Annotated in this window: 25 protein-coding genes; 12 read left to right on the forward strand and 13 right to left on the reverse strand. The window is 64.4% G+C overall.

All coding sequences use genetic code 11. The features are described 5' to 3' along the window. The 9 genes from B0T39_RS26550 to B0T39_RS09100 all read left to right on the forward strand — a co-directional run bounded on the left by B0T39_RS26550 (position 1) and on the right by B0T39_RS09100 (position 6,562). The gene (locus B0T39_RS26550; RefSeq protein ID WP_081545865.1) at positions 1-1,020 is read left to right on the forward strand and encodes a 6-pyruvoyl trahydropterin synthase family protein; all 1,020 of its coding nucleotides are present in this window, start codon (positions 1-3) and stop codon (positions 1,018-1,020) included. A gap of 103 nt (positions 1,021-1,123) precedes the next feature. Continuing rightward, complete coding sequence (gene queE, locus B0T39_RS09065; RefSeq protein WP_081545867.1) at positions 1,124-1,759, forward strand: 7-carboxy-7-deazaguanine synthase; 636 nt, start codon at positions 1,124-1,126, stop codon at positions 1,757-1,759. A 309-nt stretch (positions 1,760-2,068) separates the two neighbouring features. Next, positions 2,069-2,329 carry a BufA1 family periplasmic bufferin-type metallophore gene (locus B0T39_RS09070; RefSeq protein WP_081545869.1) on the forward strand — a complete coding sequence of 87 codons (261 nt, stop codon included), beginning with the start codon at positions 2,069-2,071 and terminating at the stop codon, positions 2,327-2,329. A 163-nt stretch (positions 2,330-2,492) separates the two neighbouring features. Then, a complete protein-coding gene (locus B0T39_RS09075; protein WP_081545871.1) occupies positions 2,493-2,768 on the forward strand; it encodes a BufA1 family periplasmic bufferin-type metallophore in 276 nt (91 codons plus the stop codon). 46 nt (positions 2,769-2,814) lie between these two features. Then, positions 2,815-3,642, forward strand: a complete 828-nt coding sequence (bufB, locus tag B0T39_RS09080; RefSeq protein ID WP_254894524.1) for an MNIO family bufferin maturase — start codon at positions 2,815-2,817, stop codon at positions 3,640-3,642. Then, positions 3,629-4,378, forward strand: a complete 750-nt coding sequence (locus tag B0T39_RS09085; RefSeq protein WP_081545873.1) for an HvfC/BufC family peptide modification chaperone — start codon at positions 3,629-3,631, stop codon at positions 4,376-4,378. The genes bufB and B0T39_RS09085 overlap by 14 nt, the downstream gene beginning before the upstream one ends. A gap of 266 nt (positions 4,379-4,644) precedes the next feature. Beyond that, complete coding sequence (locus tag B0T39_RS09090; RefSeq protein WP_081545875.1) at positions 4,645-5,115, forward strand: DoxX family membrane protein; 471 nt, start codon at positions 4,645-4,647, stop codon at positions 5,113-5,115. Positions 5,116-5,175: 60 nt separating this feature from the next. Further along, entirely contained in the window at positions 5,176-6,024 is an 849-nt protein-coding gene (gene serB, locus B0T39_RS09095; RefSeq protein ID WP_081545877.1) for a phosphoserine phosphatase SerB, read from the forward strand. Positions 6,025-6,049: 25 nt separating this feature from the next. Further along, positions 6,050-6,562, forward strand: coding sequence for a hypothetical protein (locus tag B0T39_RS09100; protein ID WP_081545879.1), 513 nt, complete (start codon positions 6,050-6,052; stop codon positions 6,560-6,562). A 121-nt stretch (positions 6,563-6,683) separates the two neighbouring features. On the opposite strand, the gene B0T39_RS09105 is transcribed toward B0T39_RS09100, so the two are convergent. From B0T39_RS09105 to phhA, 4 genes are all read right to left on the reverse strand, one after another. Beyond that, positions 6,684-7,754 carry an ABC transporter ATP-binding protein gene (locus tag B0T39_RS09105; RefSeq protein WP_254894525.1) on the reverse strand — a complete coding sequence of 357 codons (1,071 nt, stop codon included), beginning with the start codon at positions 7,752-7,754 and terminating at the stop codon, positions 6,684-6,686. Position 7,755: 1 nt separating this feature from the next. Further along, positions 7,756-9,366: an ABC transporter permease gene (locus B0T39_RS09110; RefSeq protein WP_081545881.1), complete on the reverse strand. Its 1,611-nt coding sequence runs from the start codon at positions 9,364-9,366 to the stop codon at positions 7,756-7,758. Positions 9,367-9,474: 108 nt separating this feature from the next. After that, on the reverse strand, positions 9,475-10,467 hold the full coding sequence (locus tag B0T39_RS09115) for an extracellular solute-binding protein (protein ID WP_081545883.1): 993 nt from the start codon (positions 10,465-10,467) through the stop codon (positions 9,475-9,477). A gap of 312 nt (positions 10,468-10,779) precedes the next feature. After that, positions 10,780-11,673 carry a phenylalanine 4-monooxygenase gene (phhA, locus tag B0T39_RS09120; RefSeq protein WP_081545885.1) on the reverse strand — a complete coding sequence of 298 codons (894 nt, stop codon included), beginning with the start codon at positions 11,671-11,673 and terminating at the stop codon, positions 10,780-10,782. A 131-nt stretch (positions 11,674-11,804) separates the two neighbouring features. Here phhA and B0T39_RS09125 point away from each other — a divergent pair, with 131 nt between their 5' ends. After that, on the forward strand, positions 11,805-12,287 hold the full coding sequence (locus tag B0T39_RS09125; RefSeq protein ID WP_227104270.1) for an Lrp/AsnC family transcriptional regulator: 483 nt from the start codon (positions 11,805-11,807) through the stop codon (positions 12,285-12,287). 33 nt (positions 12,288-12,320) lie between these two features. Here B0T39_RS09125 and B0T39_RS09130 read toward each other — a convergent pair whose 3' ends face one another. The 7 genes from B0T39_RS09130 to B0T39_RS09160 all read right to left on the reverse strand — a co-directional run bounded on the left by B0T39_RS09130 (position 12,321) and on the right by B0T39_RS09160 (position 19,257). Further along, positions 12,321-14,642, reverse strand: a complete 2,322-nt coding sequence (locus B0T39_RS09130; RefSeq protein ID WP_081545888.1) for a Tex family protein — start codon at positions 14,640-14,642, stop codon at positions 12,321-12,323. Between the two features lie 109 nt (positions 14,643-14,751). After that, positions 14,752-15,114, reverse strand: coding sequence for an STAS/SEC14 domain-containing protein (locus tag B0T39_RS09135; protein ID WP_081545927.1), 363 nt, complete (start codon positions 15,112-15,114; stop codon positions 14,752-14,754). Between the two features lie 67 nt (positions 15,115-15,181). Beyond that, positions 15,182-15,709 (reverse strand): ClbS/DfsB family four-helix bundle protein, encoded by a 528-nt coding sequence (locus B0T39_RS09140; RefSeq protein WP_081545890.1) that lies wholly within the window; start codon positions 15,707-15,709, stop codon positions 15,182-15,184. 48 nt (positions 15,710-15,757) lie between these two features. Next, positions 15,758-16,570 carry a DMT family transporter gene (locus B0T39_RS09145; protein ID WP_081545892.1) on the reverse strand — a complete coding sequence of 271 codons (813 nt, stop codon included), beginning with the start codon at positions 16,568-16,570 and terminating at the stop codon, positions 15,758-15,760. Positions 16,571-16,657: 87 nt separating this feature from the next. Beyond that, positions 16,658-17,548 (reverse strand): DMT family transporter, encoded by an 891-nt coding sequence (locus tag B0T39_RS09150; RefSeq protein WP_254894527.1) that lies wholly within the window; start codon positions 17,546-17,548, stop codon positions 16,658-16,660. Beyond that, on the reverse strand, positions 17,545-18,072 hold the full coding sequence (locus B0T39_RS09155; RefSeq protein ID WP_048415453.1) for a hypothetical protein: 528 nt from the start codon (positions 18,070-18,072) through the stop codon (positions 17,545-17,547). The genes B0T39_RS09150 and B0T39_RS09155 overlap by 4 nt, the downstream gene beginning before the upstream one ends. Before the next feature lie 75 nt (positions 18,073-18,147). Continuing rightward, positions 18,148-19,257 (reverse strand): aromatic ring-hydroxylating oxygenase subunit alpha, encoded by a 1,110-nt coding sequence (locus B0T39_RS09160; protein ID WP_081545894.1) that lies wholly within the window; start codon positions 19,255-19,257, stop codon positions 18,148-18,150. A gap of 672 nt (positions 19,258-19,929) precedes the next feature. On the opposite strand from B0T39_RS09160, the gene pta reads away from it, so the two are divergent. After that, positions 19,930-22,023 (forward strand): phosphate acetyltransferase, encoded by a 2,094-nt coding sequence (pta, locus tag B0T39_RS09165; protein WP_081545896.1) that lies wholly within the window; start codon positions 19,930-19,932, stop codon positions 22,021-22,023. Between the two features lie 204 nt (positions 22,024-22,227). Next, a complete protein-coding gene (locus B0T39_RS09170) occupies positions 22,228-23,712 on the forward strand; it encodes a methyl-accepting chemotaxis protein (RefSeq protein WP_081545898.1) in 1,485 nt (494 codons plus the stop codon). 48 nt (positions 23,713-23,760) lie between these two features. Here B0T39_RS09170 and B0T39_RS09175 read toward each other — a convergent pair whose 3' ends face one another. Together B0T39_RS09175 and B0T39_RS09180 are read right to left on the reverse strand one after the other, a co-directional pair. Next, positions 23,761-24,231 (reverse strand): hypothetical protein, encoded by a 471-nt coding sequence (locus B0T39_RS09175; protein WP_081545900.1) that lies wholly within the window; start codon positions 24,229-24,231, stop codon positions 23,761-23,763. A gap of 2 nt (positions 24,232-24,233) precedes the next feature. Next, positions 24,234-26,024 carry a S8 family peptidase gene (locus B0T39_RS09180; RefSeq protein ID WP_081545902.1) on the reverse strand — a complete coding sequence of 597 codons (1,791 nt, stop codon included), beginning with the start codon at positions 26,022-26,024 and terminating at the stop codon, positions 24,234-24,236. Positions 26,025-26,517: the final 493 nt, after the last annotated feature.

Below are 26,517 nucleotides of genomic sequence, written 5' to 3' on the forward strand. Positions count from 1 at the left end.
ATGCACACCTCCAGCCTGATCGCCGGCGCCCGCTTCGAAGCCGCCCGGCAGGTGAGCGGCGCGCCCGACCTCACCGCGCGCCCGCACGGCCACAGCTTCCGCGTCATCGCCCGCGCCGATGCCCAATACCCCGGCCACGAACAGCTGCAGGCGGCTTTGGATGCCGCCGTCGCGCCGCTGGACTACGCTGATCTCAATCGCCAACTGGCCCAATGCGACGATCTGGCGCTGGCCGCCCACCTGCGTTCCGCCCTGCCCTGCCCGGCGGCGCTGAGCCTGCAGAGCTCGCCGCAGCGCGGCGTGGCCCTGGACGGCGACACCGCCCTCAATTGGATACAGGTTCAGTTCGAAGCCGCCCATCAACTGCCCCATGTGCCGGCTGGCCACAAATGCGGCCGTCTGCACGGCCACGGATTCGGCGTGCGCCTGGCCGCCGACGCCAGACTGAGCGGCCACCCGCGGCTGGAAGCCGCCTGGAGGCCGCTGTTCCTCGAACTCAACCACCGCTACCTCAACGACATCGCCGGCCTGGACAACCCCACCAGCGAAGTGTTGGCGCAATGGCTGCACCAGCGGCTGGCCGATACGCTGCCGGGCCTGGCCTGGGTGGAGGTACGCGAAACTCATAGCGCCGGCAGCCAGTTCGACGGCCAACGCTTCCGCATCTGGAAAGAGCAGCGCTTCGAAAGCGCCAGGCCCTTCGACGACAAGGGCGCCTACACCGGCCACAGCTACCTGGTCCGGCTGATGCTCAGCGGCGAACTGGACCAGGCCATGGGCTGGCTGCTGGACTTCGGCGACGTCAAAGACCGCTTCAAGCCCCTCTACCGCCAACTGGACCACAATCCGCTGGACCAGCTCAGCGGCGTGCGCGGCGGCGACAGCGCCTCGGTGGCGGAATGGGTGCACGCCCACCTGTCCCCGCTGGTGCCGGAACTGGCGCGCATCGATCTGATGGAGCAAGAGCTGCGCGGCGTGTCGCTGATGTTCCGCGACGCCATGCGCTGGCCGCTGCTGTAAGAACCTGTTTACGATCTGCTGCGCGTCGTGAGACGTGGCTCGCCTTAGCTCGCAAGATCGTACACACGCTCCAAGCCCACCTCATTCATGTAGAGAACACAATGTGACGACTTACACGGTCAAGGAAATCTTCTATACGCTGCAGGGCGAGGGCCGCCAGGCCGGCCGCGCCGCGGTGTTCTGCCGCTTTGCCGGCTGCAATCTGTGGTCCGGCCGCGAAGAGGACCGCGCCAAGGCGGTCTGCCAATTCTGCGACACCGACTTCGTCGGCGTCGGCCCGGACGGCGGCAAGTTCAAGAGCGCGGCGGCGCTGGCCGAGCGCATCGCCTCGGAATGGCCGACCGGCGCCGGCGGCACGCCCTATGTGGTGTGCACCGGCGGCGAGCCGCTGCTGCAACTGGACGCCGAGCTGATCGCCGAACTGCACCGGCTCGGCTTCGAAGTGGCGGTGGAAACCAACGGCACCGTGGCCGCGCCGCCGGGGCTGGACTGGATCTGCGTCAGCCCCAAGGCCGGAGCGGAGCTGCTGCTGCGCAGCGGCGACGAACTCAAGCTGGTCTACCCGCAAGCGACGCAGATGCCGGAAACCGTAGAACAGCTGGACTTCGACACCTTCTATCTGCAGCCCATGGACGGCCCGAACCTTGCGGCCAACACCCGCGCCGCCATCGCCTACTGCATGACGCACCCGCGCTGGCGGCTGTCGGTTCAGACACATAAAGTTACCAATATCCGCTGAACTTGCCGGGCCCTTCGGGGCCCAACTCTTATCCGCCTCCCCCGCCCCCTTCGTTCCTCCCGCAAAAAATATCGCGCCCCGCTGTAAGGAGGCCGCGCCGACGCCGACTCATGGCCAGGAAGAACTGCCGACCGCATCTGGCGCCACGATAAAAAAAATCGCGACTACAGTGTAAGAATCCGGAAACGATCTCGACTCAATGAATGTCCGGACCCGGCAAGCTTTCTCAATGCGAGAGTCCGGCAGACTGGCTCGTTTATAATCACCCCATCATGATTCGGCCTCCGGCCGTTAAACAGGAGAAACACCATGAGTACCAGCAAAACCCTGATCGCCTCCGCACTTAGCGCCGTCGTCGCCATCGGCGCGCTGGCTTCCGCTCCAGTGGCCGCCGCCGACAAGGAGAAGTGCTACGGCATCGCCCAAGCCGGCAAGAACGACTGCGCGTCCGCCACCGGCGCCCACTCCTGCGCCGGCCAGGCCAAGATGGACAAGGACCCGGGCGACTGGAAATACGTGGCCAAGGGCAGCTGCGAGAAAATGGGCGGCAGCACCGCTCCCAAGAAGTAAGCCGGATTCGGCCGGAGCGCGGCCTTCGTCGCGCTCCGGCCGGAATCTGAATGAAATCTGAAAGAACAAATTTCAAATCCATGTAGTCTCAACGAGGTTTGCCAAACGTCGGCCTTGAAATGCTCTCCAAGGCTGGCCCACACCTACCTCACAGGAGACTGACATGAACACCTCTCGCAAACTGCTTGCCTCCGCCGTCGGCGCCGTCATCGCGCTGGGCGTCGCCGCCTCGGCTCAGGCCGAAGACGCGCCGCAGCCCAAGGAAAAATGCTACGGCGTCACCCCGGCCGGCAAGAACGACTGCGCGTCCGCCGACGGCGCCCATTATTGCGCCGGCGAGGCCAAGGTCGACAATGACCCGAACGAGTGGCACAACGTGCCCAAGGGCACTTGCGAAAGCCTGGGCGGCCGCACCACGCCGCCACCCAAACAATCCTGATCGCTCCTCCGGGCCCGCCCGGATGGGCGACCCGAGGTGAATGATGATGGAAACCAAGCTTCCAGCGGTCTGCGGCATCGGCCTGCGCGCCCCGCATTACCGCGAAGCCCTCGACAGCCGCCCGGACCTGGGCTGGGTGGAAGTGCACAGCGAGAACTTCTTCGACGGCGGCATGCCTTGGAGCATGCTGCGCGAAGTGGCCGCCTGTTGGCCGCTGTCGCTGCACGGCGTCGGCCTGGGCCTGGGCTCGGCCTCGCGCCCGGACCCGGCCCATCTTGCCTCGCTCAAGCGGCTGGTGGACGCCGTGCAGCCGGCGGCAGTGTCGGAACACCTGTCCTTCAATCATTCCGAGCGCCGCTTCGTCAACGATCTGTTGCCCATCCCTTATACCCGCGAATCGTTGGCGGTGATCGCCGGCCACGTCGCGGAAACCCAGGACGCGCTGGGCCGCCCCATCCTGCTGGAAAACCTGTCCAGCTATCTGGAATTCCCCGGCAACGAGATGCACGAGGGCGAATTCCTCGCGGAACTGGTGCGCCGCACCGGCTGCGGCATCCTGCTGGACATCAATAATCTCTACGTCAACCGCGTCAATCTGGGCGTGGACACCGACGCGGTGCTGGACGCGCTGCCGCCGGCGGCGATAGGCGAGATCCACCTGGCCGGCTACAGCGAACGCGAGGGCATGCTGGTGGACACCCACAGCCAGCCGGTGCACGACGGCGTCTGGCAACTGTACCGCGAGGCCATTGCCCGGCTGGGGCCGCGCCCCACGCTGATCGAATGGGACCTGGAGATTCCGCCGCTGGCCACCTTGCGCGGTGAAGCCGCCAAGGCCCAGGCCATCCTGGAGGCCGCGCATGAACTGGTCTGATTGGCAGGCGGAACTGCTGGAGCGGATCGCCGATCCGTCTCTCTCGGCGGAAGCGGCCTCGGCGCTGAACCCGGCCGGACTCGCGGTCTACCGCAACAACTACCGGGTGGGCTTGATCGACACCCTGGCCTTTATTTACCCGGTCTGCCGCCAACTGGTGGGCGAGGACTTCTTCACCGGACTGGCCCGCGTCTTCATCGGCGGCCACCCGTCGCACAGCGGCAATCTGCATCTGTACGGCGCCGCCTTCGGCGACTTCGTCGCCGGCTTCGAACACGCCCGCGAGCTGCCCTATCTGGCGGACGTCGCGCGGCTGGAATGGCGGGTTCACCGCGCCTACTACGCCGCCGACGCGGCACCGGCCGACAGCGCCGCGCTGGCCGCCTTCCCGCAACAGTGCTGGGGCGAACTCAAGCTGCGGCCGCTGCCCGATGTCGCCGCCCTGCTCAGCCCTTGGCCGGCGGCGTCGATCTGGCTGGCCCACCAGCGCCAACCGGTGGAACTGAACGTGGACCTGCACAGCCAGCCGGAGGCGATGCTGATCTACCGCCTACAAGGCCGGGCTCAGGTCGACATCGTCGGCGCCGGCCTGGCCGCGCTGCTGCAAGCCTTCCTCGACGGCGCGACGCTGGAAAACGCGGTGGAACAGGCACTGGCCGCCGAAGCGGGCTTCGACCTGCAAGCCGGCCTGCTGCGGCTGTTCCAGCAGCGCCTGATCCAAGACGTCACACTGTAAACACGCTTAAACCCTAAGAGCCTGTTCACGATCTCGCGAGCAAGAGCGAGACAAGGCGAAAACAAGCGAAAAAGCGGAATGTACAAGTGGTACATGAGCATTTTGAGCTTGCACTCACCGTGCGACGTTTCACGAAGCGCAGCAGATCGTAAACAGGTTCTAAGCACCGAATCTCATCCAAGCTTGCGGGCATGGAGGGGGAACGCACGCCCGCGGCTTGCCATGCACCGCCGCTGAACCATACTCAACACACAGGAGATACCGCCATGAACCCCTTGACCTGCTCCCGCCTCAACGCGCCCTACCGCTGGCTGATCCGCGGCGGCGATCTGCTGCAGCCGCTGCTCTTGCTGCTGTTCCGGCTGTGGATCGCCAATGTGTTCTTCAAGTCCGGCCTGACCAAGATAGACGACTGGGACACCACCATTCTGTTGTTCACCGAGGAATACCACGTGCCGCTGCTGCCGCCCGCCATCGCCGCGGCCTTGGCCGCTGCCGGCGAACTGGGCCTGTCCGCGCTGCTGGCGCTGGGCCTGGGCGCGCGCTTCGCCGCCGCCGGCCTGTTCATCCTCAACGCGGTGGCGGTAATCAGCTACCCCGGCCTGACCGAAGCCACGCGCGAATTCCATTACTACTGGGGCATGCTGATCGCCGTGGTGTTCGCCTTCGGCCCCGGCCTGCTGTCCGTGGACGCGCCACTGCGGCGCTGGGCCGAACGCTGCGCGGCGCGGGACTGAACCAGCTACCGGCGCGGCGTGGCATAATGCCCGTTCCGACACGCATTGACCCGCCACGCCATGAGCCTCGCCTACACCCTGGTGATCCAAGCCGACGCGCTGGACCCCCATCATCTGCATGAACTGGCCCACCTCGCCGAGGCCACCCATATGGACCATCCCAGCCCCAGCGTGGCGCGCCTGCGCGGCGCGGCGCCGGCGCAACGGACCGCGGCGCTGGCGCTGTGCGAGCAATGGGGCTACGACGGCGCCTATGTCGAAGCCGGCCGCAGCTTCGCCGATTTCGGCCTGCTGGTGTCGGATATGGACTCCACGCTGATCACCATCGAGTGCATAGACGAAATCGCCGACATGAACGGCCTCAAGCCTCAGGTGGCGGCCATCACCGAGCGCTCGATGCATGGCGAACTGGACTTCGCCGCCTCGCTGACGGAGCGGGTGGCGCTGCTGCGCGGGCTGCCGGAAAGCGCGCTGGAACAGGTCTATCGTGAAAGAGTCAGATTGATGCCGGGCGCCGAGGCCTTGCTGGCCGCCTGCAAACGCCACGGCGTCAAATTCATGCTGGTGTCCGGCGGCTTTACCTTCTTCACCGACAGACTGAAAGCCGAGCTGGGCCTGGACTACGCCTTCGCCAATCAGTTGGAAGTGGAAAACGGCGCCTTGACCGGCCGGGTGCGCGGCCCCATCGTCGACGCCGCCGCCAAGAAGCGCTTGCTGATCCAGCAGCGCGAGGCGCTGGGACTGAAGCCGGAGCAGGTGCTGGCGATGGGCGACGGCGCCAACGACTTGCAGATGCTGGCCGAAGCCGGCGTCGGCATCGCCGTGCACGCCAAGCCGGTGGTGCGCGCCCAGGCCGACATCGCCGTCAATCACGGCGGCTTGGACCGCATCCTGAACCTGTATCACTGAACGGCCACGCCGCGGGAGCCGACCGATGAGCTTATTTCCTGAACTGGACAGCGCCAGCTTCGACGCCGAATTGCCGTTCTCGGTCCAGCCCCTGCCTGGTGGGATCTGCCCGGCGCGCCAAGAGCGTGAAACCCGGCTAGCGCTGCGGGTACTCGCCGCGCCCACCGAAACCCTGCCCGAGGCCGATCCGATGCTGGTCAGGCTGGAGGCCAAGCTGGACCTGGCGCTGGAAGTGTCGCTGCTGTCCCGCCACCCGGAGCGCCCGCCGCTGACGCCGTGCCGGCTGGGCCTGGACAGCATCGCCTGGATCTCAGACCACGCCAACCACGGCAGCGAACCGGTGCTGGTCGCCTTATGCCCCAATCCCGATTCCGCGCTGCTGCTCTTCCTCGCCGCCCGCATCAACACAGTGACGCCGGGCGAAAACGGCAATTACCTGATCCGCGCCGACATCGCCGGCGCCTTCGACGAAGCCACCCGCCTGCTGTGGGAAAAGTGGGTGTTCCGCCGCCATCGCAAGGCCATCCTCGAGCGCTGAGCCCGAGAACCCAAGCACCGGAAAATCCCCCATCGCCAAGGAAACACGCTGAAACACGCGGACACGGCCTGCGCTCTGATCCCGCGTTCTGCTACGTGCTTCCGTGGCGAGTCAGCCTTGCCTAAGCCTTGCCCTCGCGCGGAAAGGCGATCAAATGATCCAACTCCAGCCGGATGCCTATCGCCTCACCCACCGCGTGGTCGTGATGGCTGGGCACCTGGGCCAGCACCCGCTGGCCGGACGGCAGCGCCAGCGTGTAATGGAACTCCGCGCCGCGGAACACCTTGGCGCAGACCAGGGCCCGCGTCGGACTGGCGTCGTCGTGCTGCACATCGTCGGGCCGCACCAGCACGTCCACCTCGTCCCCTGTCTCGAACTGCAAGGGCACGATGCCGCAGAATTCGCCTATCTCCAACGCCACGCAACGCGGCCCGGTCACCTTGCCGGCCAGGAACACGCCCTGGCCGATGAAGTCGGCGACGTAGCGGGTGGCCGGCTCGTGATAAAGCCGGTATGGCGCGTCCCACTGCAATAGCCGGCCCTGCTGCATCACCCCGACGCGGTCGGCGATGGCGAAGGCCTCGTGCTGATCATGGGTCACCATGATGGCGGTGGCGCCCTGGCTTTTCAGTATCTCGCGCACCTCGCGCGACAGGCGTTCGCGCAAATCCACGTCCAGATTGGAAAACGGCTCGTCCAGCAACAGCAGGCTGGGCTTGGGCGCCAAGGCGCGCGCCAGCGCCACCCGCTGCTGCTGGCCGCCGGACAGCTCGTGCGGGTAACGCCGCGCCCACTCCGCCAGGCCCACCACCTCCAACACCTCCAGCACCCGCGCCGCGCGCTGGGCCTTGGGCAAGGCGTCCAGGCCGAAGCCGACGTTGCCGGCCACGGTCAGGTGCGGGAACAGCGCGTAGTCCTGGAACACCATGCCGATCCGGCGCTGATGCGCCGGAACCTGTTCGCGGATAGAACTGATCACTTCTCCGTTGAGCCGGATCTCCCCGCCCAGCAGGCTCTCGAAACCGGCAATGCAGCGCAACACCGTGGTTTTACCGCAGCCGGAGCTGCCCAACAGGCAAGCGATCTCGCCCGCCCGCAATTCGAAACTCATATTGTCGACCACGCGGGTCTCGCCGTACTTCTGGCTGACCAGGTCGAACTCCAGCAAAGCTTGCCTATCCATACGCTTCATCTCAGACCGCATCCTTCTGCCGCGACAGTACCCATACCGGCAACAAGCCGGCCAGCACGATGGCCACCGCCGGCAGAGCCGCGCGCTCCCATTCGCCCTCGGTCGTCAAATTGAAAATTCTCACCGCCAGCGTGTCCCAGCCGTAAGGCCGGGTCATCAAGGTAATCGGCATCTCCTTCATCACATCGACGAACACCATCAGCGCCGCGGTGAACAGGCCGCCGCGCAGCAGCGGCAGATGCAGGCGCGCCAGCAGGCGCAAGCCGCTGTAGCCCATATTGCGCGCCGCCTCCTCCTGGCTGCTGCTGATGCGATGCATGGCCGCGTCCACCGCGGAATGCCCCACGGCCAGGAAGCGCGCCACATAGGCCAGCATCAGCACCAGCAAAGTGCCCTTGATCACCGCGCTGGCGTCCGCCGCCAGCCAGGGGCGCAGCCAGTCCAGCAGCAGATTGTCGAACCAGGCCACCGGCACGAACACCCCCACCGCCAACACCGTGCCCGGCACCGCGTAGCCCAGGGTCGCCAGCCGGCTCCACAAGCGGGTCCAGCGCGTCGGATCGCGCCGCGTCGCGTAACTCAACAGCAGGGCGATGAAGGCCACCAGAACAGCGGCCAGCGAGGCCAGCAGCAGCGAGTTGGCCACATGGCCGAAAAAGTCCGCGTCCAGGTCCTCGGCCAGGTGGGCGCCGGCCCAAACCAGCAGCTGGCCGAAGGGCAAGACGAAGGCCAGCGCCAGCACCAGCGAGCAGGCGGCGGCGGCCAGCCAGCCGGCCGCGCCTTCCAGCCGCAAGCGCGGCGGCGGCGCCGCCTTGCCGGCCTGAGTATAGGCGCGCCGCCCACGCGAACGCTGCTCCAGCCACAGCAGCAGCAAGACCATCAACACCAGCAAGGACGCCAGTTGCTTGGCCGCCGGCAAGGAAAACAGGCTGAACCAGGCCTTGTAGATGGCCGAGGTGAAGGCGTCGAAATTGAAAATGGCCACAGTGCCGAAATCCGCCAGCGTTTCCATCAGCGCCAGCATCAGGCCGCCGGCGATCCACGGCCGCGCCATCGGCAGCGCCACGCGGCGGAAGCCCTGCCAGCGCGACAGGCCCAGCGATTGCCCCACTTCCAGCGCGCGCCGGCCCATGGTGGCGAAGGCGTTGCGCGCCAGCAGGTAGACATAGGGATAAAAAGCCAGCGACATCACCAGGATCACGCCCGGCGTGGAACGGATATTGGGCACCCAGGACGAATCGCCGAAACGCTCGCGCAGCCAGGTCTGCACAGGTCCGGTGAAATCGAACAGGCCCAGTTGCGAAAACGCCAGCACATAGGCCGGCATCGCCAGCGGCAGCATCAACGCCCAGTGGAAGAAACGGCGGCCGGGAAAATCGTGCACCGCGGTCAGCCAGGCCAGCGGCACGCCCAGCAGCAGCACGCCGGCGCCGACGCCGCCTATCAGATACACGGTGTTGAGCAGCAGCTCCGGCAGCGTGTAATCGTACAAATGCCGCCACACCTCCCAATCCGGTGCCAGCAGCGACCATAAAATCACCAGCAAGGGCGCGACGGTCAGCAGGCTGACGCCAAAGGCCAGGCCGCGCCAAGGCGACAGAGAACGGATCATCGGCGGAGAAACCATGTCAAAAACGCGGGGAAACAAGCAAAGACAGCCTGCCGGGGCTTTGGTGCCCGACAGGCTGTAAATAAATGCGGACAGGCTGCCCGCCGCGGCTTATTTGTAGCCGACGCGGTCCATCAGCTTCACCGCTTCCGCCTGGCGCGAACCGGCGTTGGCGACATTGATGTAGCTGTGCTTGAAATCGCCCCAGGCGGCCACGCGCGCGTCAGGCTTGACCTTGGGATTGACCGGGAACTCCATGTTCACGTCGGCGAACATATTCTGCGCCTTGGCGCTGGACAGCCATTCCAGGAACTTCAGCGCGCCCTTTTCGTTCTTGGCGTACTTGACCACGCCGGCGCCGGAAATGTTCACATGGGCGCCCTTGCCCGCCTGGTCGGCCCAGAAGATGCCCACCGGCAGGTTCGGCGATTTTTCCATCAGCCGGCCGTAGTAATAGGTGTTGGCGATGCCCACTTCGCACTGGCCGGCGGCGATGGCCTCTAGCATCTTGGTGTCGTCCGGGAATTCGCGGGTGGCCAGATTATCCACCCAGCCCTTGACCACTTTCTCCGTCTTCACCGGGCCCAGATCGGACAACATCATCGCCACCAGCGACTGGTTGTAGACCTTCTTGGACGTGCGCAGGCACAGCTTGCCCTTCCACTTGGGATCGGCCAGGTCGGCGTAGCTGGACAACTGGCCCGGCTTCACTTTCTGGGTGTTGTAGAAAATGGTGCGCGCGCGGATGGACAGGCCGTACCACTCATGGCCGGGGTCGCGCAGATAAGACGGAATGTTGGCGTCCAACAGCGGCGACTTCACCGGCTTGAACAAGCCCATCTTGGAAGCCTGCCACAGATTGCCGGCATCCACGGTCAATAGCAGATCCGCCGGGCTGTTGCTGCCCTCGGCGCGCAGGCGCTCCATCAGCGGGCCTTCCTTGTCCGACACCAGCTTGATGTTGACGCCGGTTTCCTTCTTGTAAACCTCGATGATGGGTTTGAGCAGTTGCTCGGCGCGAGCGCTGTAAACCACTACGTCTTCCGCCACGGCGTGACCGGCGAACCCCGCCAGAACGGCGGCAAGCATCAAGTGCGTTTTCAAGGTGTGTCCCCTGTTGGGTTGAGCGATAGGAATCAGAGCCTCAATCTAAGAGCCTGTTTACGATCTGCTGCGCTGCGGCGGTACGGCGTTGAAAACGGCTTCGAAATGCTCATGTACCGTGTGTACATTCCGCTTTCTCAGCCGTTTTCGCCTTGTCTCGCTCTAGCTCGCAAGATCGTAAACAGACTCTAACAAAAATGAGAATGCTTATCAATCTAACAAACATCCCCGCTTTCGTTTTAATCGAAAAAAATAAAAAGACCCGCCGCGGCGGATCCTTTTACAGCGTCCGGCGACGATCGCGCCGGGGCCTCATACATCCTCGGAATCGCCCCAGCCGCTGCGATCGCCGATATTGAACACCTTGTCTTCCGGGGCCACGTCGCCGGCGCCCAGCGTCGGCTCCGCCGCCAGCCGCGCGTAGATGGGCGCGAAGTCCGGCGCGGTGGCGTCGAACAACTGCTGGAAGCTGTCGATCACGAAATAGGTTTTCTGGAAAGTGTCGATGCGGTAGCGGGTGCGCATGATGCGTTCCAGATCGAAGCCGACGCGGTTGGGGCTGGCGCTGTCCAGGCAGTACACCGATTCGCCCTTGCTGGACACGATGCCCGCACCGTAGATGCGCATGCCCTTGGGCGTGTTGATCAAGCCGAACTCCACCGTGTACCAGTACAAGCGCGCCAGCATCGGCAAAGCGCCCAGCGCCTTGGCCTTCATGCCGCCCTTGCCGTAAGCCTCCAGGTAGTCGGCGAACACCGGATTGATCAACAGCGGCACATGGCCGAACAAATCATGGAACACATCGGGTTCTTGCAGATAGTCCAGCTGATGCGGCTCGCGCAGCCACCAGGTTACCGGGAAGCGGCGGTTGGCCAGATGCTCGAAAAACACATCGTCCGGAATCAGACCCGGCACCGCCACGATCCGCCAGCCGGTGGCGGCCATCAGTTGTTCATTCAGCTTGGCGAAGTCCGGCACCCGGTCCGCGTCCACGCCCAGGTGCTCCAGGCCTTCCAGGAATTCGTCGCAAACGCGGCCCGGCAGCATCTCGCTCTGGCGGCGGTACAGCGTGGCCCAGGTGGCGTGGTCGGCGGCGGTGTAGCGCTCCAGCGGTTGCGGCAGGGTGAAGTCCGCGCTGTCGTGGCTGAGTCCGACGTTCTTGCGCGTGGTGATGTCGGGCACGACGAAATCGGCTCGGTCGTTCATGGCGGTGGGTCCGGATATTTAGGTGAATAACTCTAGTTTAGGCCCGGAGCGATGCGGGAAGACCGCAAAATTTGCCTGTATGCGATTTTTTTTGCACACTTGCCGCATATAACTGCCATGAAATGCTCACTATGCGCAAAATTGAATTGGACCGCTTCGATTACCAGATCCTGGACGCGTTGCAGCACGACGCCCGCGTCACCCATCAGAAACTGGCGCAGCAAGTGGCTTTGTCCGCGTCCCAGATCGGCCGCCGCATCCAGCGCATGGAGGAAAGCGGCGTGATCCAGGGCTATCAGGTGGCGCTGAAGCCGGAACAGGTGGGCTTGTCGGTTATGGCTTTCGCCCACGTCAGCCTGGAGCGCCACAGCGAAAGCGCCTTGCAGGAATTCGCCCAGGCCATCAACGAGCTGCCGGAAGTGCTGGAATGCTACGCCGCCGCCGGCGAGGCGGACTACCTATTGCGCATCGTGGTGCCGGACCTGCCCTCGCTGTCCACCTTCGTGATGAACCGGCTGATGCGGCTGTCGCTGGTGCGCAGCGTCAAATCCACCATCGCCTTGAACGCGATCAAGCAGACGATGAAACTGCCGCTGTCCTCGGTGCCGGAATGAAAAACAGCGGGAATATCCCCGCCGTTTTTGACTTCAGTCCCCTCCGCGCTTGAGCTTGGCGAACGCCGCCGCCATCGCGGTGTCGCCGGCCGGCTGCTGGCCGCGCTGGCGGTCGCCGCCGCGTCTATCCTGGCCGCGCGGGCCGTCGTTGCGCGGGCCTCGGCTGTTGCCGGCGCCCGGCGCGTCGTCCAAGCGCATGGTCAGCGCGATGCGCTTGCGCGCCGCGTCCACTTCCATCACCTTGACCTTGACCACGTCGCCGGCCTTGACCACTTTGCGCGGGTCGTCGACGAACTTGTTGGACAAGGCCGAGATGTGAACCAGTCCGTCCTGATGCACGCCGATGTCGACGAAGGCGCCGAAGTTGGCGACATTGGTGACCACCCCCTCCAAGACCATGCCCGGCTGCAGGTCCTTGATGTCCTCGACGCCGTCCTGAAAGGTGGCGGTCTTGAACTCCGGACGCGGATCGCGGCCCGGCTTGTCCAGCTCGCGCAGGATATCCATCACCGTGGGCAGACCGAAGCGTTCGTCGGTGTAGTCCACCGCCTTCACCGTTTTCAGGAAGCCGGAATCACCCAGCAGCGATTTCATCTCGCGCCCGGTTTTGAGCACAATCTGCTCCACCACCGGATAGGCTTCCGGATGCACGGCGGAGCCGTCCAGCGGGTTATCGCCATCACGGATGCGCAGGAAGCCTGCCGCCTGTTCGAAGGTCTTGTCGCCCAGCCGCGGCACTTTCAGCAATTGCTTGCGGCTGCGGAAGGCACCGTTCTGATCGCGGTAGGACACAATATTGGCCGCCAGCGTGGCGTTGAGGCCGGAGATGCGGGTCAGCAGCGGCGCCGAGGCGGTGTTGACGTCGACGCCGACGGCATTGACGCAGTCTTCCACCACCGCGTCCAAGGCGCGCGCCAACTGACTCTGGTTGACGTCGTGCTGGTACTGGCCGACGCCGATGGACTTGGGATCGATCTTCACCAGTTCGGCCAGCGGGTCCTGCAAACGGCGGGCGATGGACACCGCGCCGCGCAAGGATACGTCCAGGTCCGGAAACTCCCGCGCCGCCAGTTCCGACGCCGAATATACCGAGGCGCCGGCTTCGGACACCACGATCTTGGTCATGCCCAGTTGTGGATAGGCGCGGATCAGCTCCTGCGCCAGCTTGTCGGTTTCACGGCTGGCGGTGCCGTTGCCGATGGCGATCAGGTCCACGCGGTGGCGCGCGCACAAAGCGCCCAGCACCGCCAGCGAGCGGTCCCAATCGCGGCGCGGCTCGTGCGGATAGATAGTGGCGGTGTCCAGCAACTTGCCGGTGCCGTCCACCACCGCCACCTTGCATCCGGTGCGCAAGCCCGGATCCAGGCCCAAGGTGGCGCGCTGGCCGGCCGGGGCCGCCAGCAAAAGATCATGCAGATTGTCGGCGAACACCTTGATCGCCTCGGCGTCGGCGGCGTCTTTGAGCCGCGACACCAGCTCCAGCTCCAGCGACAGGAAGATCTTGGCGCGCCAGCACAGGCGCACGCCGTCCAACAGCCATTTGTCGGCCGGGCGGCCGGCGTCGCGCACGCCGAAGCGCGCGGCGATCAGTTGCTCGTAGGCGGAGCGCTCGGTAATCGGGGTTTCGTCCGGCTGGTATTTCAGCGTCAGGCTGAGCACGCCCTCGTTGCGGCCGCGCAACAGCGCCAGCGCGCGGTGCGAGGGCGTGGCGCGGATGGCTTCGCGGTGTTCGAAATAATCGGAAAACTTGGCGCCCTCGTTCTCCTTGCCGGCCACGACCTGGCCAACCAGCTCGCCCTCGTTCCACAGCTTTTCGCGCAACTGGCCCAAGAGTTCGGCGTCTTCGGCGAAGCGCTCGATCAGGATGGCGCGCGCCCCGTCCAGTGCCGCCTTGGCGTCGGCCACGCCGGCTTCGGCGTTGACATAGGCGGCCGCGGCGACGTTGGGGTCCTGGCTAGGGTCAGTCAGCAGGCCGTCGGCCAAGGGCTCCAACCCGGCTTCGCGCGCGATCTGCGCCTTGGTCCGGCGCTTGGGCTTGTAGGGGAGGTAAAGGTCTTCCAGCGCGGTCTTGTTGTCGGCGGCGTAGAGCGCGGCCTCCAGTTCGGGGCTCAGCTTGCCTTGCTCGGAGATGCTGCCGAGGATGCTGACGCGGCGCTCGTCCAGCTCGCGCAGATAGACCAGGCGCTCGGCCAGAGTACGCAACTGGGTGTCGTCCAGACCGCCGGTGGCTTCCTTGCGGTAGCGGGCGATGAAGGGAACGGTGGCGCCGCCGTCGATCAGGTCGATGGTGGCGGCCACTTGCGCCTCGCGGACGGAGAGTTCGGCCGCCAGGCGGCTGGAAATGCTTTTCAACATCGGTTTTTATTCTTTCGAGTTGAACAAAAACCGCTACTGTACCGCCATCGCCGACAAAATCAACCGGGACGCCGCATAGCGCGTCCCGAAATCAGCGCAACCGGACAAATCAGGTGCCGGCCGCCACCGGGCTTTCCAACCAGGCCTGGGCCTCTTCCGCGGTATCGAAATACTGAGTGCGGGTATTGGACAACAGGCCGGCGATGTGGGCGGCCAGCTTGATCCACACATCGCTGACCACCAGCGCTACGCGGCCGACGTGATTTTCATGGGCGCGCATGAATTTGACCTCTTCCAACGCCATGTCCAGCGTGAAGTCCTTCAGCTCGGTCAGGTCCAGCAGCAGATCGGGCTTGACGCACTCGGACTGGCGCTTGAGCAGAGCCTCCTCCAGCAGTTTGAAGTCCGCCAGCGTGAATTCGTTGTACAGCGCCACGTCCAGACCGTAGTGTTGTTCGCGTATCGAGATCATGTCCTTCTCCATTTAACGGCGGTTTGCTTTATTGTAAATCCAGCCGGTCCGGCGCCGGCAAGCTTTTTCAGCCCTCCTCCCGAACCTGGCCCAGGGTCTTGAGCCAGGCGGCGAAGCGCCCGCGGGCGTTGCGGCAGGGCGAGGCGGTGTTGAACTGTATCATCCGCCCGCGCGTCCATTTGTCGTACCAGGGGCGGCCGTAAAGCGCCTCGTCGGAATAGCTCTCCACCAGCGCCTCTACCTGACGCTGGCTATCGTCCAGCATCGCGAGCAGCCGCGCCCAGTCGTCGACATCCTCGAAATCGCGATAGAACTTCTGCGCCAGCAGGCCCAACTGATTCCAGCGGTAGCCGGTGTCGGGAAAGTCTATCGGCAAGCCTTCCCGCTCCAGCCGGTGCCACTTCAACACCAGCGCCTGCCAACCCAACAGATAGGCCAGCAGGTCCGCGGCGCTCATGCGGCTGTTCTTGGCGTGGCCATCCAGTTCCTGAACGAAGGCGCGCTCCGGCGGTACCCGCGCCAGCACCGCGCGCAAGCGCCGGTACTCGTCCCGCATCGCCGCCAACAAGGCGGCCTTGTCCGCAGGCACCGTCATCGCCGTCTCCTCGCCGCGTCCGGTCAAGCGCCGGACCATGGTTGCAGCTTAACGCCGGCTGGCCAGCATGCCGCTGACGATGATCAAACCCATCGCCGCCAGGCTGGCGGCGCTGAGCGGATCTCCCCACAGACCAACGCCCAACAGGGTGGAAAACACCACGGTCAGATAAGACAGATTGGCGGCCAAGAGTTTGCGCCCCACCTTGTAGGCACGGGTCATCGCCAATTGAGCGATGGTAGCAGTGGCGCCCAGTCCCAGCAGCAGCCACGCGTTCTCCAACGTCACCGGATGCCAGCTTTCGAACAACATCAGCAGCAGACCGCCCAGCGTGGAGATCAGGGCGAAATAGAACACCACCTTCCATTCCGGCTCGCCCTGGCGGCCCAGTTCACGCACATGCAGATAGGACCAGCCGGCCAGCAGGCCGGAGCCGACGCCAAGCAAGCCGGCCACCCAGGCCTCGCTGGACAAGGTGGGCCGCAGCAACAGCACCACGCCGACGAAGCCCAGCGCCAGGCCGGCCAGCGCCTGCTTGGGCAGGCGCTCGCGCAGCAGCGCCACCGACAGCAACGCCAGGAACATCGGCGAGGTGTAGTTGAGCGTCACCGCCGTGGACAAGGGCAGATGGGCAATGGCGTAGAAATACAATAGCATCGAGACGTAGCCGATCAGGCCGCGCTGCACGTGATAGCGCAGCAAGGGGGTGGCGAAGCGATCGCGCCGCCACAAGGCCGCCGCGCCCAGGGTGACCACGCCCACCAGGGTGCGCCAGAACACCAGCTCGGTGGAGGAAAAATACTCGGCGCCCAGCTTGACGAACACCCCCATCAAGCCGAAAAACACCGCAGCCACCACCATCCAGCCCGAACCCAGGCGCCACTTTCCACTAGTCAAACCACATTATCCTTTTCACTATTCACCCTTGTTGAACACCCAAGCGCTGTTTCAACGCAAGGCCGCCATCAGGCCGGACCCCACGATCAACACCATCGCCGCCAACGACCAACCGCTCAGCGGATCGCCCCACAACGCTACGCCCAGCAGCGCGGAAAACAGCACGGTCAGATAGCCGAAACTGGCCACCAGATATTTGCGCCCGTCTTTGTAAGCGCGGGTCATCGCCAATTGTCCCAACATGCCGCAAACGCCGACGCCAAGCAGCGGCAAGACATTGTCCGCCGTCACCGCGCTGAAACCCGGCCCCAAAGCCAGCCAGACGCCGCCGAACACGCTGGAAATGGCGAAAAACCAGAACACCACCTTCCAGGACGGCTCCCCCATCTGCCCCAACTCGCGCACCTGAAACACCGCGAAGCCGGCGCTGACGCCGGACAAGAGTCCGATCAGGCCGGCCAGCCACTGCTCTGAGCTGAAAGTGGGGCGCAGCAGAATAACGATGCCGACGAAACCCAACAAAAGGGCCAGGCCGGTGCGCGGCGTTAGCCGGTCTTTCAACTTGATCACGCACAGCAAGGCGAAGAACAGCGAGGAGGTGTAGTTCAGCGTCACCGCCGTGGACAAGGGCAGCCGGGTCAGCGCGTAGAACAGCGCCACCATGGACGCGTAGCCCACGAAGCTGCGCTTGACGTGCCCGCGCCAATGCGGCGTCCGCGGCGACTGGCGCTTCCAGGCCATCGCCGCGCCCAAGGCCAGCGCGCCGATGGCGGTGCGCCAGAACAGCAACTCGGTGGAAGCGAAGGCGTCGGCGCCCAGCTTGACGAACATGCTCATCAGCGCGAAACACAGCGCCGCCACTACCATCCAGCCGGAACCCAGCCGGCCTTGGCGCAAGCGCAGACCCAAGGCCCGCGCGCCGTCGCTCAAAGCCGGTGTCATCGCTTCAACAATTCCAGCGACAGGCAGATGGCCTCCATCTGCCGACGGTAAGTTTTGAATTCAGAGGCGTTGGCGGCGCAGCGCGCCTCGGCCATGCGCTTCTTGTCCCCCAACTGGAACACATGCAGGTTATGGCGGACGATCCACAGCCGGTTGGAAACGAAGCGGCCGTCGCGGTATTCGGTCACCAGCCGGCCGCTACGGCTATTGCCGCGGGCGAAATTGGCGGCTTCGCGATTGTCGCCCTCCCGGCGGTATTTTTGCGCCAGCCGGGCCAGGGTGTCGCCGCGCCCCGGCTTGCGCGAGAACACCTGCACATCAATGGCGGCGCGCTCGCGCTGATCGGCTTTGGGCGGCACCACCCGCAGCACGCGCTGGCCGTCCACCACGCTGGGGCGGACCTTCCAGCCCGGCGGCACATTGAAACGCACCCGGCTCGCGGCATCGGTGTAAACGGCAGCCTGGGCCAGCGGAGCCAGCAAGGCCAGCGACAAGGGCAAACAGCGGAAAAGCGTTTTGAGCATGGAATCGGGCAAACCAGAATAAGAAAGGCGCGGACTGAGTCCGCGCCTTTGCATTATGACACTGCAAGCCGTCGCTTAACCAGCCGGCGCCTCGCCCATCTTGCGTCGATAGAACTCGTGGAAGTGCAGCATGCCTTCTTCAGTGGGCGATTGATAAGGCCCCACCTCGCTCTCGCCGCGCAGCCACAAGGCGCGTCGGCCTTCGTGCATCCGGTAGCAGATCTCGTCGTCTTCCTTGGCGGTTTCAAAATAAGCCGCCTGTTCCGCCTCGATGAACTCCGGCTCGAACCACACCACATCCTCCGGGTAGTAGAACTCGGTCAACACCGTGCACTGCTCCGGCCCGCGCGGCATCACCACGCTAACCACCAGCACATGCGGATACCACTCCACCATGATGTTGGGGTAGTAGGTCAGCCAGATGGCGCCGAACTCCGGCTGCTGATCGGCGTAGCGGCGGCGGACTTCCTCGTGCCACTTGCCGTAGACGCGGGAGCCGGAGGTCGCCAACTGATTCTTCACGCCCACGGTCTGTACATGGTATTGAGCGCCCCACTCCCACTTCAGATCGCCGCAATCGACGAAATTGCCGAGGCCGGGATGGAAGGGATCGACGTGGTAATCCTCGGAATACACTTCGATGAAGGTCTTCCAGTTGAAGGCGTACTCGGTCAGATGGCTGGAATGGTAGGCGTAGCCGTCAAAGCTCATATGTTTGGCCACGCCCAGGTTTTCCAGGTCGCGCGCCACATTACGGCGCGCGTCGAACAAGAGGCCGTTCCAACGCGTCAGTTCGGTCTGGTTCAACTTCAGACACGGCGTCTCCGGGAAATGCGGCGCGCCCAGCAAAGTGCCTTCGGCGTCGTAAGTCCAACCATGCAAATTGCAGACGATATGATTGCCGTTGCCGCGGCCTTTATAAATAACGGCCTGGCGATGACGGCACACATTGGAGATCAGCTTGATCCGGCCATCCACATTCTTGAGCATCTTGCCGTGGCCCATCCACTCCAGGGTCTGATAATCGCCGGCGTTGGGCGTCATCAGCTCATGGCCATAGTAGATGGGCGCGTCTCCAAACAGCAGCCGCTGTTCCTGAGCGTAATAGGCGGGATCAAAATAGGTATAGACGGGTAGCTGGGCAGCAGATGCTTGAAGCAACTGCGCGGAAGCCAGATCAGACATTATTCCCACACCTCCGGTAGAAGATATAAGACCAGCCGAATCTCGCTTAAAACGAGTTTGCGGGACTATCAAAAACAATCAACAAAAACAAGGCCGAACCTTGCGACAGAGGGGCGGATTATGCCCCCGCCCCCCCACCGGGGCAAGCCTTTCCTCTCTGCCGGAAGCGGGTTTTTGGCGTAAAAACATCAGCTTGCCATACCAAAATCATACTTAGAATAATATTTTTGATAGGAATCAAAGATTTAGCATTCACGCTGCAATGCAACATTAGAGTCGCTTAATTCATGATGTTATAATCGTCGTCATCGCCTCCGTCCGGCTTTGAGCCGTGGCCCCATCTGGACTGTAGCCGATATGCCGTCAGTTACAATGCCTGCCCCGTAAAAGCAGGCGCAGCCACGCTTTTCGCCGGTAGCGCCGCAGCGCTGACGCCAGCTTCCGGCAATGCTATACCGATTGAAAAGCCGCGCCCGCCACAGAGGGAATCCATCCTCGCCGCCACGGCCGCAAGCTTGGGATCAATGGCGACAAAACCGCTGATTTTTGCCTAAATGCCCAATTTAACGACTCATCGCGCCACGCGCCTGCAGCCTGCGACACCGCTCGGTCGGTGCCGGACCGTCGTTCGCGCCCATTCCCCCCGCGCGTCACAGGAAAGCCTCTGAAAACATGCAAACTTTTTTCCTCGCTCCCATCGGCTTCAACGCCGGCCTGACCTCGGTGGCGCTGGGCGCCATCCACAGCCTGGAGCAAGCCGGCCTGCGCGTCGGCTTCGTCAAACCCATCGCCCAGGGCGCGGACCCCAAGGAGCCGGAGCGCTCCACCCATTTCGCCCGCGCCATCTGCCGGCTCAATCCGCCGGAGCCAATTCCGATGGAGCGGGTGGAACGCCTGTTGTCCAAGGGCCAGGTGGATCAATTGATGGAAGAAGTCGTCAGCCTGTACCAACAGGCGGCCAATCAGGTGGACGTGGTGCTGGTGGAAGGCCTGGTGCCGGACCAGAAACAAGTGTTCTCCACCTTCCTCAACACCAAGATCGCACGCAATCTGCAAGCGCAGACCATCCTGGTCAGCGCCGCCGACAACCTGGCCAGCCATGAGATCGCCGAACAGCTGGAAATGAGCATTCAAGCTTTTGGCGGCGGCCAGGGCGGCCAGATCGCCGGCTACATCCTCAACCGGGTGCCCAAGGACCAGAACGCTCAGGACATCGCCACCGAGGTGCTGGAAAGCGGCAGCTTGATGAAGAAGGCACGGCTGCCGATGCTGGGCGCCATCCCGCACGAGCCGGAACTGCTGGCGCCGCGCACCCTGGACGTGGCCAATCATCTGAAGGCGCGGCTGTTGCACGCCGGCCAATTGACCAGCCGCCGCGTGCGCACCATGGTGGTGACCGCTCGCACCGTGCCCAATATCGTGCACCTGCTCAAGCCCGGCGCGCTGATCATCACGCCGGGCGACCGCGAGGACATCGTACTGGCCACCGCGATGGCGGCGATGAACGGGGTGCCGCTGGCCGGCCTGTTGCTGACCTGCGATTCGATGCCCGACCCGCGCATCATGCTGCTGTGCCAGCAGGCCTTCACCGGCGGCATGCCGGTGATGGCCAGCGAATCCAACACCTTCGACACCAGCAGCGCGCTCAATAATATGAGTTTGCAAGTGCCGTCCGACGACCGCGAACGCATGGAGCGCGTGATCGAATTCGTCGCAGAGCACCTGAACGTGGCGCCGCTGAAACAATACATCGGCACGCCGCAGGAACTGCGCCTGCCGCCGCCGGCCTTCCGTTACCAGCTGATGGAAAAAGCGCGCAAGGCCAATAAGCGCATCGTGCTGCCGGAAGGCAACGAACCGCGCACCATCCAGGCCGCCGCCATCTGCCACGAGAAAGGCATCGCCCGCTGCGTGCTGATCGGCCAGCGCGCCGAAATCCTGCAAGTGGCGGAAGCCCAGGGCGTGACGCTGCCGGAGTCGGTGGAAATCATCGATCCCAACGAGGTTCGCGGCCGTTACGTGCCGCCCATGGTGGAACTGCGCAAGAGCAAGGGCCTGAACGCGCCGATGGCCGAGCAGCAACTGGAAGACAATGTGGTGATGGGCACCATGATGCTGGCGCTGGACGAAGTGGACGGCCTGGTGTCCGGCGCGGTGCACACCACCGCCAACACCATCCGCCCGGCCTTGCAGCTGATTAAGACCGCGCCGGGCGCCCGCATCGTCTCCAGCGTGTTCTTCATGCTGATGCCGGAGCAAGTGCTGGTTTACGGCGACTGCGCGGTGAACCCGGACCCGGACGCCGAGCAATTGGCCGACATCGCCATCCAGTCGGCGGATTCCGCCGCCGCCTTCGGCATTCCGCCGCGGGTAGCGATGATCTCCTACTCCACCGGCTCTTCCGGCAGCGGCTCGGACGTGGAGAAAGTGCGGGAAGCCACCCGCATCGCCAAGGAAAAACGCCCGGACCTGATGATAGACGGCCCGATGCAGTACGACGCCGCCAGCGTGGAGTCGGTGGGCCGCCAAAAGGCGCCGGACAGCGAAGTGGCCGGCCGCGCCACCGTCTTCGTGTTCCCGGACCTCAACACCGGCAACACCACCTACAAAGCCGTGCAGCGCTCGGCCAACGTGGTGTCGGTGGGCCCGATGCTGCAAGGCCTGCGCAAGCCGGTAAACGATCTGTCGCGCGGCGCGCTGGTGGACGACATTGTCTACACCATTGCCTTGACCGCGCTGCAGGCTGAGCAAGGCGAGTCCGCTTGAACTGAACCCGCTCTCCTTCCAACCGCCTGCCGCCAGGCAGGCGGTTTCGCCGTTCCGCGCAACACCGCCCCTCCCCTTTGCCGCCCCGCCAGGTCATGCCATTGCGTTAATTCAAACAATTGTTTTACATTGGAGCGCCATAAGAGCCGCACAACAACAAGCTGCGTCCGCAGCCGCGTCTACAACGCATCAGAGGGGCACTCCATGTCGATTCAAACCATCACCGAATGGTTCATCCCGGACCGCGTCCGCCTATCCCCGGAACAAGCGATCCGCGGCCGCACCGTCGTCGGCGTCGGCCTGCTGGCCGGCCTGGTGGCGCCGCTGTTCGCCATCGAATACCTGCAACTGGGCCATCGCGCCATGGCCGCCGGCATCGCGCTAGGCGGCCTGGGCCTGCTGCTGGGGCCGCTGCTGCTCAAGCTGAGCGGCGCGGTGCGCTTCAGCGCGGAATTCATCACCAGCTGCATGTACGCCATGGTGTGCTGGATGGTCTACGTCAACGGCGGCATCCAATCCACCAGCATTGTCTGGTTCGCCGCCATTCCCTTCACCGCCGTCTTCGTCGCCACCCGCGTCTCCGGCATGGTCTGGCTGGCGCTGACCGCGGCCGCCATCGGCCTGTTCCTGTGGCTGAGCGCCCAGGGACTGCTGCCCGCCAATCCGATCCCCCACGCCGAAATCCCCAAGCTGCAGGCCAAGTCTCTGGCCGGCTTGTCCCTGGTGGTGCTGGCTCTGGCGCTGGCCTTCGACAAGGCCAAGGTCAAAAGCTTTGAAAAACTGGAAGGCGCGCGGCGCGAGGCGGAGCATGCCCAGCAGGCGATGCGGCAGTTGATGGCTCAGTTGACTCAGTCCATCCAGGCCGCTTCCAGCGCCAGCCGCGATATCGCCGACAGCACCGGCAATATGGCCGAAACCATGGCCAGCCAGCGCGAACGCTCCGAGGACATGGTGGTGATCGCCCAGCAGATGGCGGTGGTCACCAGCCAGAACGCGGAGCAATCGGTGACCGCCACTCAGCTGGCGCACACCGCCGGCCAGGCGGCCTTGGGCGGCGGCGAGGCGATGGACCAGGCGGTGAGACAGCTAAGCAAGGCTGGCGAGGTGATTGCGCTGGCCTCCGGCCGGCTGGAACAACTGGGCGAGCGCAGCGCCGAAGTCAGCGGCATCGTGCAACTGATCCGCGACATCGCCGACCAGACCAACCTCCTGGCGCTCAACGCCGCCATCGAGGCGGCGCGCGCGGGGGAGCTGGGCCGCGGCTTCGCGGTGGTAGCCGACGAGGTGCGCAAACTAGCCGAGCGCACTCAAAACGCCACCCTGGACATAGAACAGAAAATCCGGCTGATCGTCGACGGCACCAATCAGGCGCTCGTCGCAATGCGGGACGGCAATCAGCAGATGCAGGCGGGCCGCGACAACTCGCTGGACGCCCAGCGCAAGCTGTCCGGCATCATAGGCGAAACCGGCGAGCTGGCCAGCCTGCTCAGTCAGATGTCACAGGCGGAAGCCAATCAAAACCGCGGCTTCGCCCAGTTCGCCAACGACATCACCGCGGTGGGCGAATCCACCCGCAGCCTGTCCGGCGAAACCCAGGCCATCGCGGACGCCATCGCCCGGCTGGACCGCTTGCTGGTGGATCTGGGCCAAAACACCCGCCACCTTCAAACGCAAAACGCCGTGGCATGAAAAACGCCGGCCTTGGGCCGGCGTCGTCCTTTGGACAAGCGAACGCCCTTACTGCGGCAACTCGCTATTGCTGAACACCTCCAACTGCACTTGCTTGACCCGCTTGTCCGCGGACAGGCGCTGTTGCAAGGACAGCAATTCGACCTGGGCCGGCGCGTCGAACACCACCACGCTCTGAGTGCGGTAACGCACGCTCAGGCTGTGGTCGCGCGCCACCGCGGCTTCGTCGCGCGGCGAAGCCAGCTTCACCATCACCACGCCGCTGACTCTGGACGGAGCCAGCTCGCCTTCGGAACGCAACACGTCGCCGCGCTTCAGCGTCACGCCGCCGTCGCTCGTCGCCGAGCGGGCGCTGACGCCTTGCGGCAGCTTGCCGGCCGGCGCCGCTTGTTTGTAATAGGTCTTGCCGTTGATCACCAGCGGCTGGCCGCTCGGCTTCTGCTTGAAGGACGGAACGTCGGCGGCCTGAGCGCCGGCGGCCAAGGCCAGCAGGCCGGCCAGAATCAGGGAATATTTCATCGTTATGCTCCTTTGTGGCCGATGAAGCGGATGGACCAAGACCGCAGAGTGCCGGTGGCGTTGGGCAGGCTAAGCGTGTTCTGACCCTGAGCGTCCCGGTAGTCGTAATAGTACTCGGCGCCGTTAGTGTCGATCACGCGCAGCCGCCATTGGCCGCGCGCCGATTCGCCGTAGAAGTGGTTGGACAACAGGCGCTGCTGGTTCAGGCCGTAGCTCTCGTTCACCAGGCCGGTGCGCGGCGACAGCAATACCGAGCGGGTGCCGGCCGGCGAGATCAGCTCCACCGCCAGGTCGTTGGCGCGGCCGTGTTTCGCGTCCACCAGCACCTGCACCGCTTCCACCGTCAAATCCTCGGCATGGGTGTACGCGCTGTCCAACCCAGCCTCGCTGGCGTCCGGAATCGCCTTCATCACCGACACCGTCTGCCAGCGCGTTTTCTCCAGCGCCGCCAGCGGCTTGTGAGTGCGACCCAGCTCCACCGCCTTGTCCACATCGATCAGGCCAAAGCCGTAGAACGGATGGAAAGCGAGGCCGGCCGCGTTGTTCTGCCACCCCGGCAAAGCCTGGTAGCTGTGCGCGCCGCCCTTGGCGTCCTTGAACGCCAGGGTCACGCCGGCATGGTTGGCGTCCACTTTGCGCGCCGACTTGATCAACAGCTCGCGCACATCGCGCGCGCTCAGGTTGGGATAAGCCGACATCAGCAGAGCGAACGACCCGGAAGCCGCCGGCGCCGCGGCGGAAGTGCCGTTCATGGTGCCGCGGTAATCGCAGTTCGGGTCCAGCGCAGTGCCGCCGTGCAACTGATTGGTGGACGGACGCAGCGTGGAGTTGGAACCTCGGTCGCAACCCACCAGGTCGGTGGTCACCATCGCCGGACTAGCGGTGCCGTACTCGCCGCCCGGGGAGGTCAAGAGCACGTTGGCGCCCACCGAGGAGTAGGACGAGCGCACGCCGTCGGCGTTCAGCGCCGACACCACCACGTTCCAGTAGTTGCTGTTGTCGGTGGTCAGGTTGGAATCCTGAATCGGCAGGCCGTCGTTGCCGGCCTTGGCCAAGACATAGGTGGGTTTGCCGTCATTGTCCGAGCCGGACTGGAAGCTGACGTAGGCGTTGCCCGCCGACTTGACGAAGACCGCACCCTTACCGCCGTTGCTGCGCAGGCTAACGTCCTCATGCGCCTCGTCGCGCACCCGCAAGGTCATATCGGTGTCCGGATTGCCCGGAATCGAACGGATCGCCGAACTGCCGTAGCTCTGGTTGAACACGCGGGAACTGGTGGACGATTGGCCGGCGCCGTCGCTCGGCGATTTGCCGTGCGACAGCATCCAACCGGCGGTGGTCTGCGCCTTCAGCCAGTTGAAGCCGTTCAAGCTGGCCGCCGGCGCCACGCCACGGCCGCCCAGATTGTTGAAGCCCACCGCGGCGGCGATGCCGGCCACGGCGGTGCCGTGGCTGTCAGTGGCCGCGCTGGGGGTCGGATCGTCGCTATTGTTGGCCAGGTTCTTGGAGCCGGGCACCACATTGCCAGCCAGGTCCGGGTGGCGGATCTCCAGGCCGTCGTCGATAACGGTCACCGTCACGCCGCGCCCCTGGATACTGCGCGAATGGCTGAGCGCCAAGTTCAGATCGATGCCGGCCACGCCGCCGCGCTGCGAGAACGCGTTCTGCCCCGTGTTTTGCAGGAACCATTGCTGGGACACCAGCGGATCTCCCGCTTGCAAGGGCGTTGCGGCCTGACCGGCCAGGGACGCCAGGGCCAGCGAAACCGCGCCCACCGTGATATGGATACGCATTGCATCACCTAAGTGTCGAAACTGCTGTCGATAGAGAACAACCGCCGCGAGTCCGGGGCTGCCACCCCATCGCTCTCGGCCATTCACCGCCGCCTGCCAGCGGCGGTGAAATCCTCGGTTCTTCGCCGGCGCCCAAACCCGGAACACTAACCGCCCTGCTCCGGGCTCCATGCGGCGAACCTGCGTCGGCGCTCGCGCCGGGCCGCCTAGGCGGCCTCCATCACCGCGCTCCGGCCGGCCCAAGCGGCGTCCGCCCAAGCAGTGAACCATCAAAATCAAAAATGCCAAAGTCCTATTTATTTTTATCGTATATAAAAATTTCATAATACAAAATGCAATAATTCCCATTCTCAAATATGACAAATGAAAGCAACAAAACAAGGGAAAGGGTGTCAAAATCAACCGCTTAGCATGAGACATCCTATAATTACCGCAGCGCGATGGCGCAGCGGCCAGCCGCCCTAAACACCGCCAGGCTCGAAAATAAACGTCA

Source organism: Chromobacterium haemolyticum (genome assembly GCF_002081825.1).
Taxonomy (GTDB): domain Bacteria; phylum Pseudomonadota; class Gammaproteobacteria; order Burkholderiales; family Chromobacteriaceae; genus Chromobacterium; species Chromobacterium fluminis.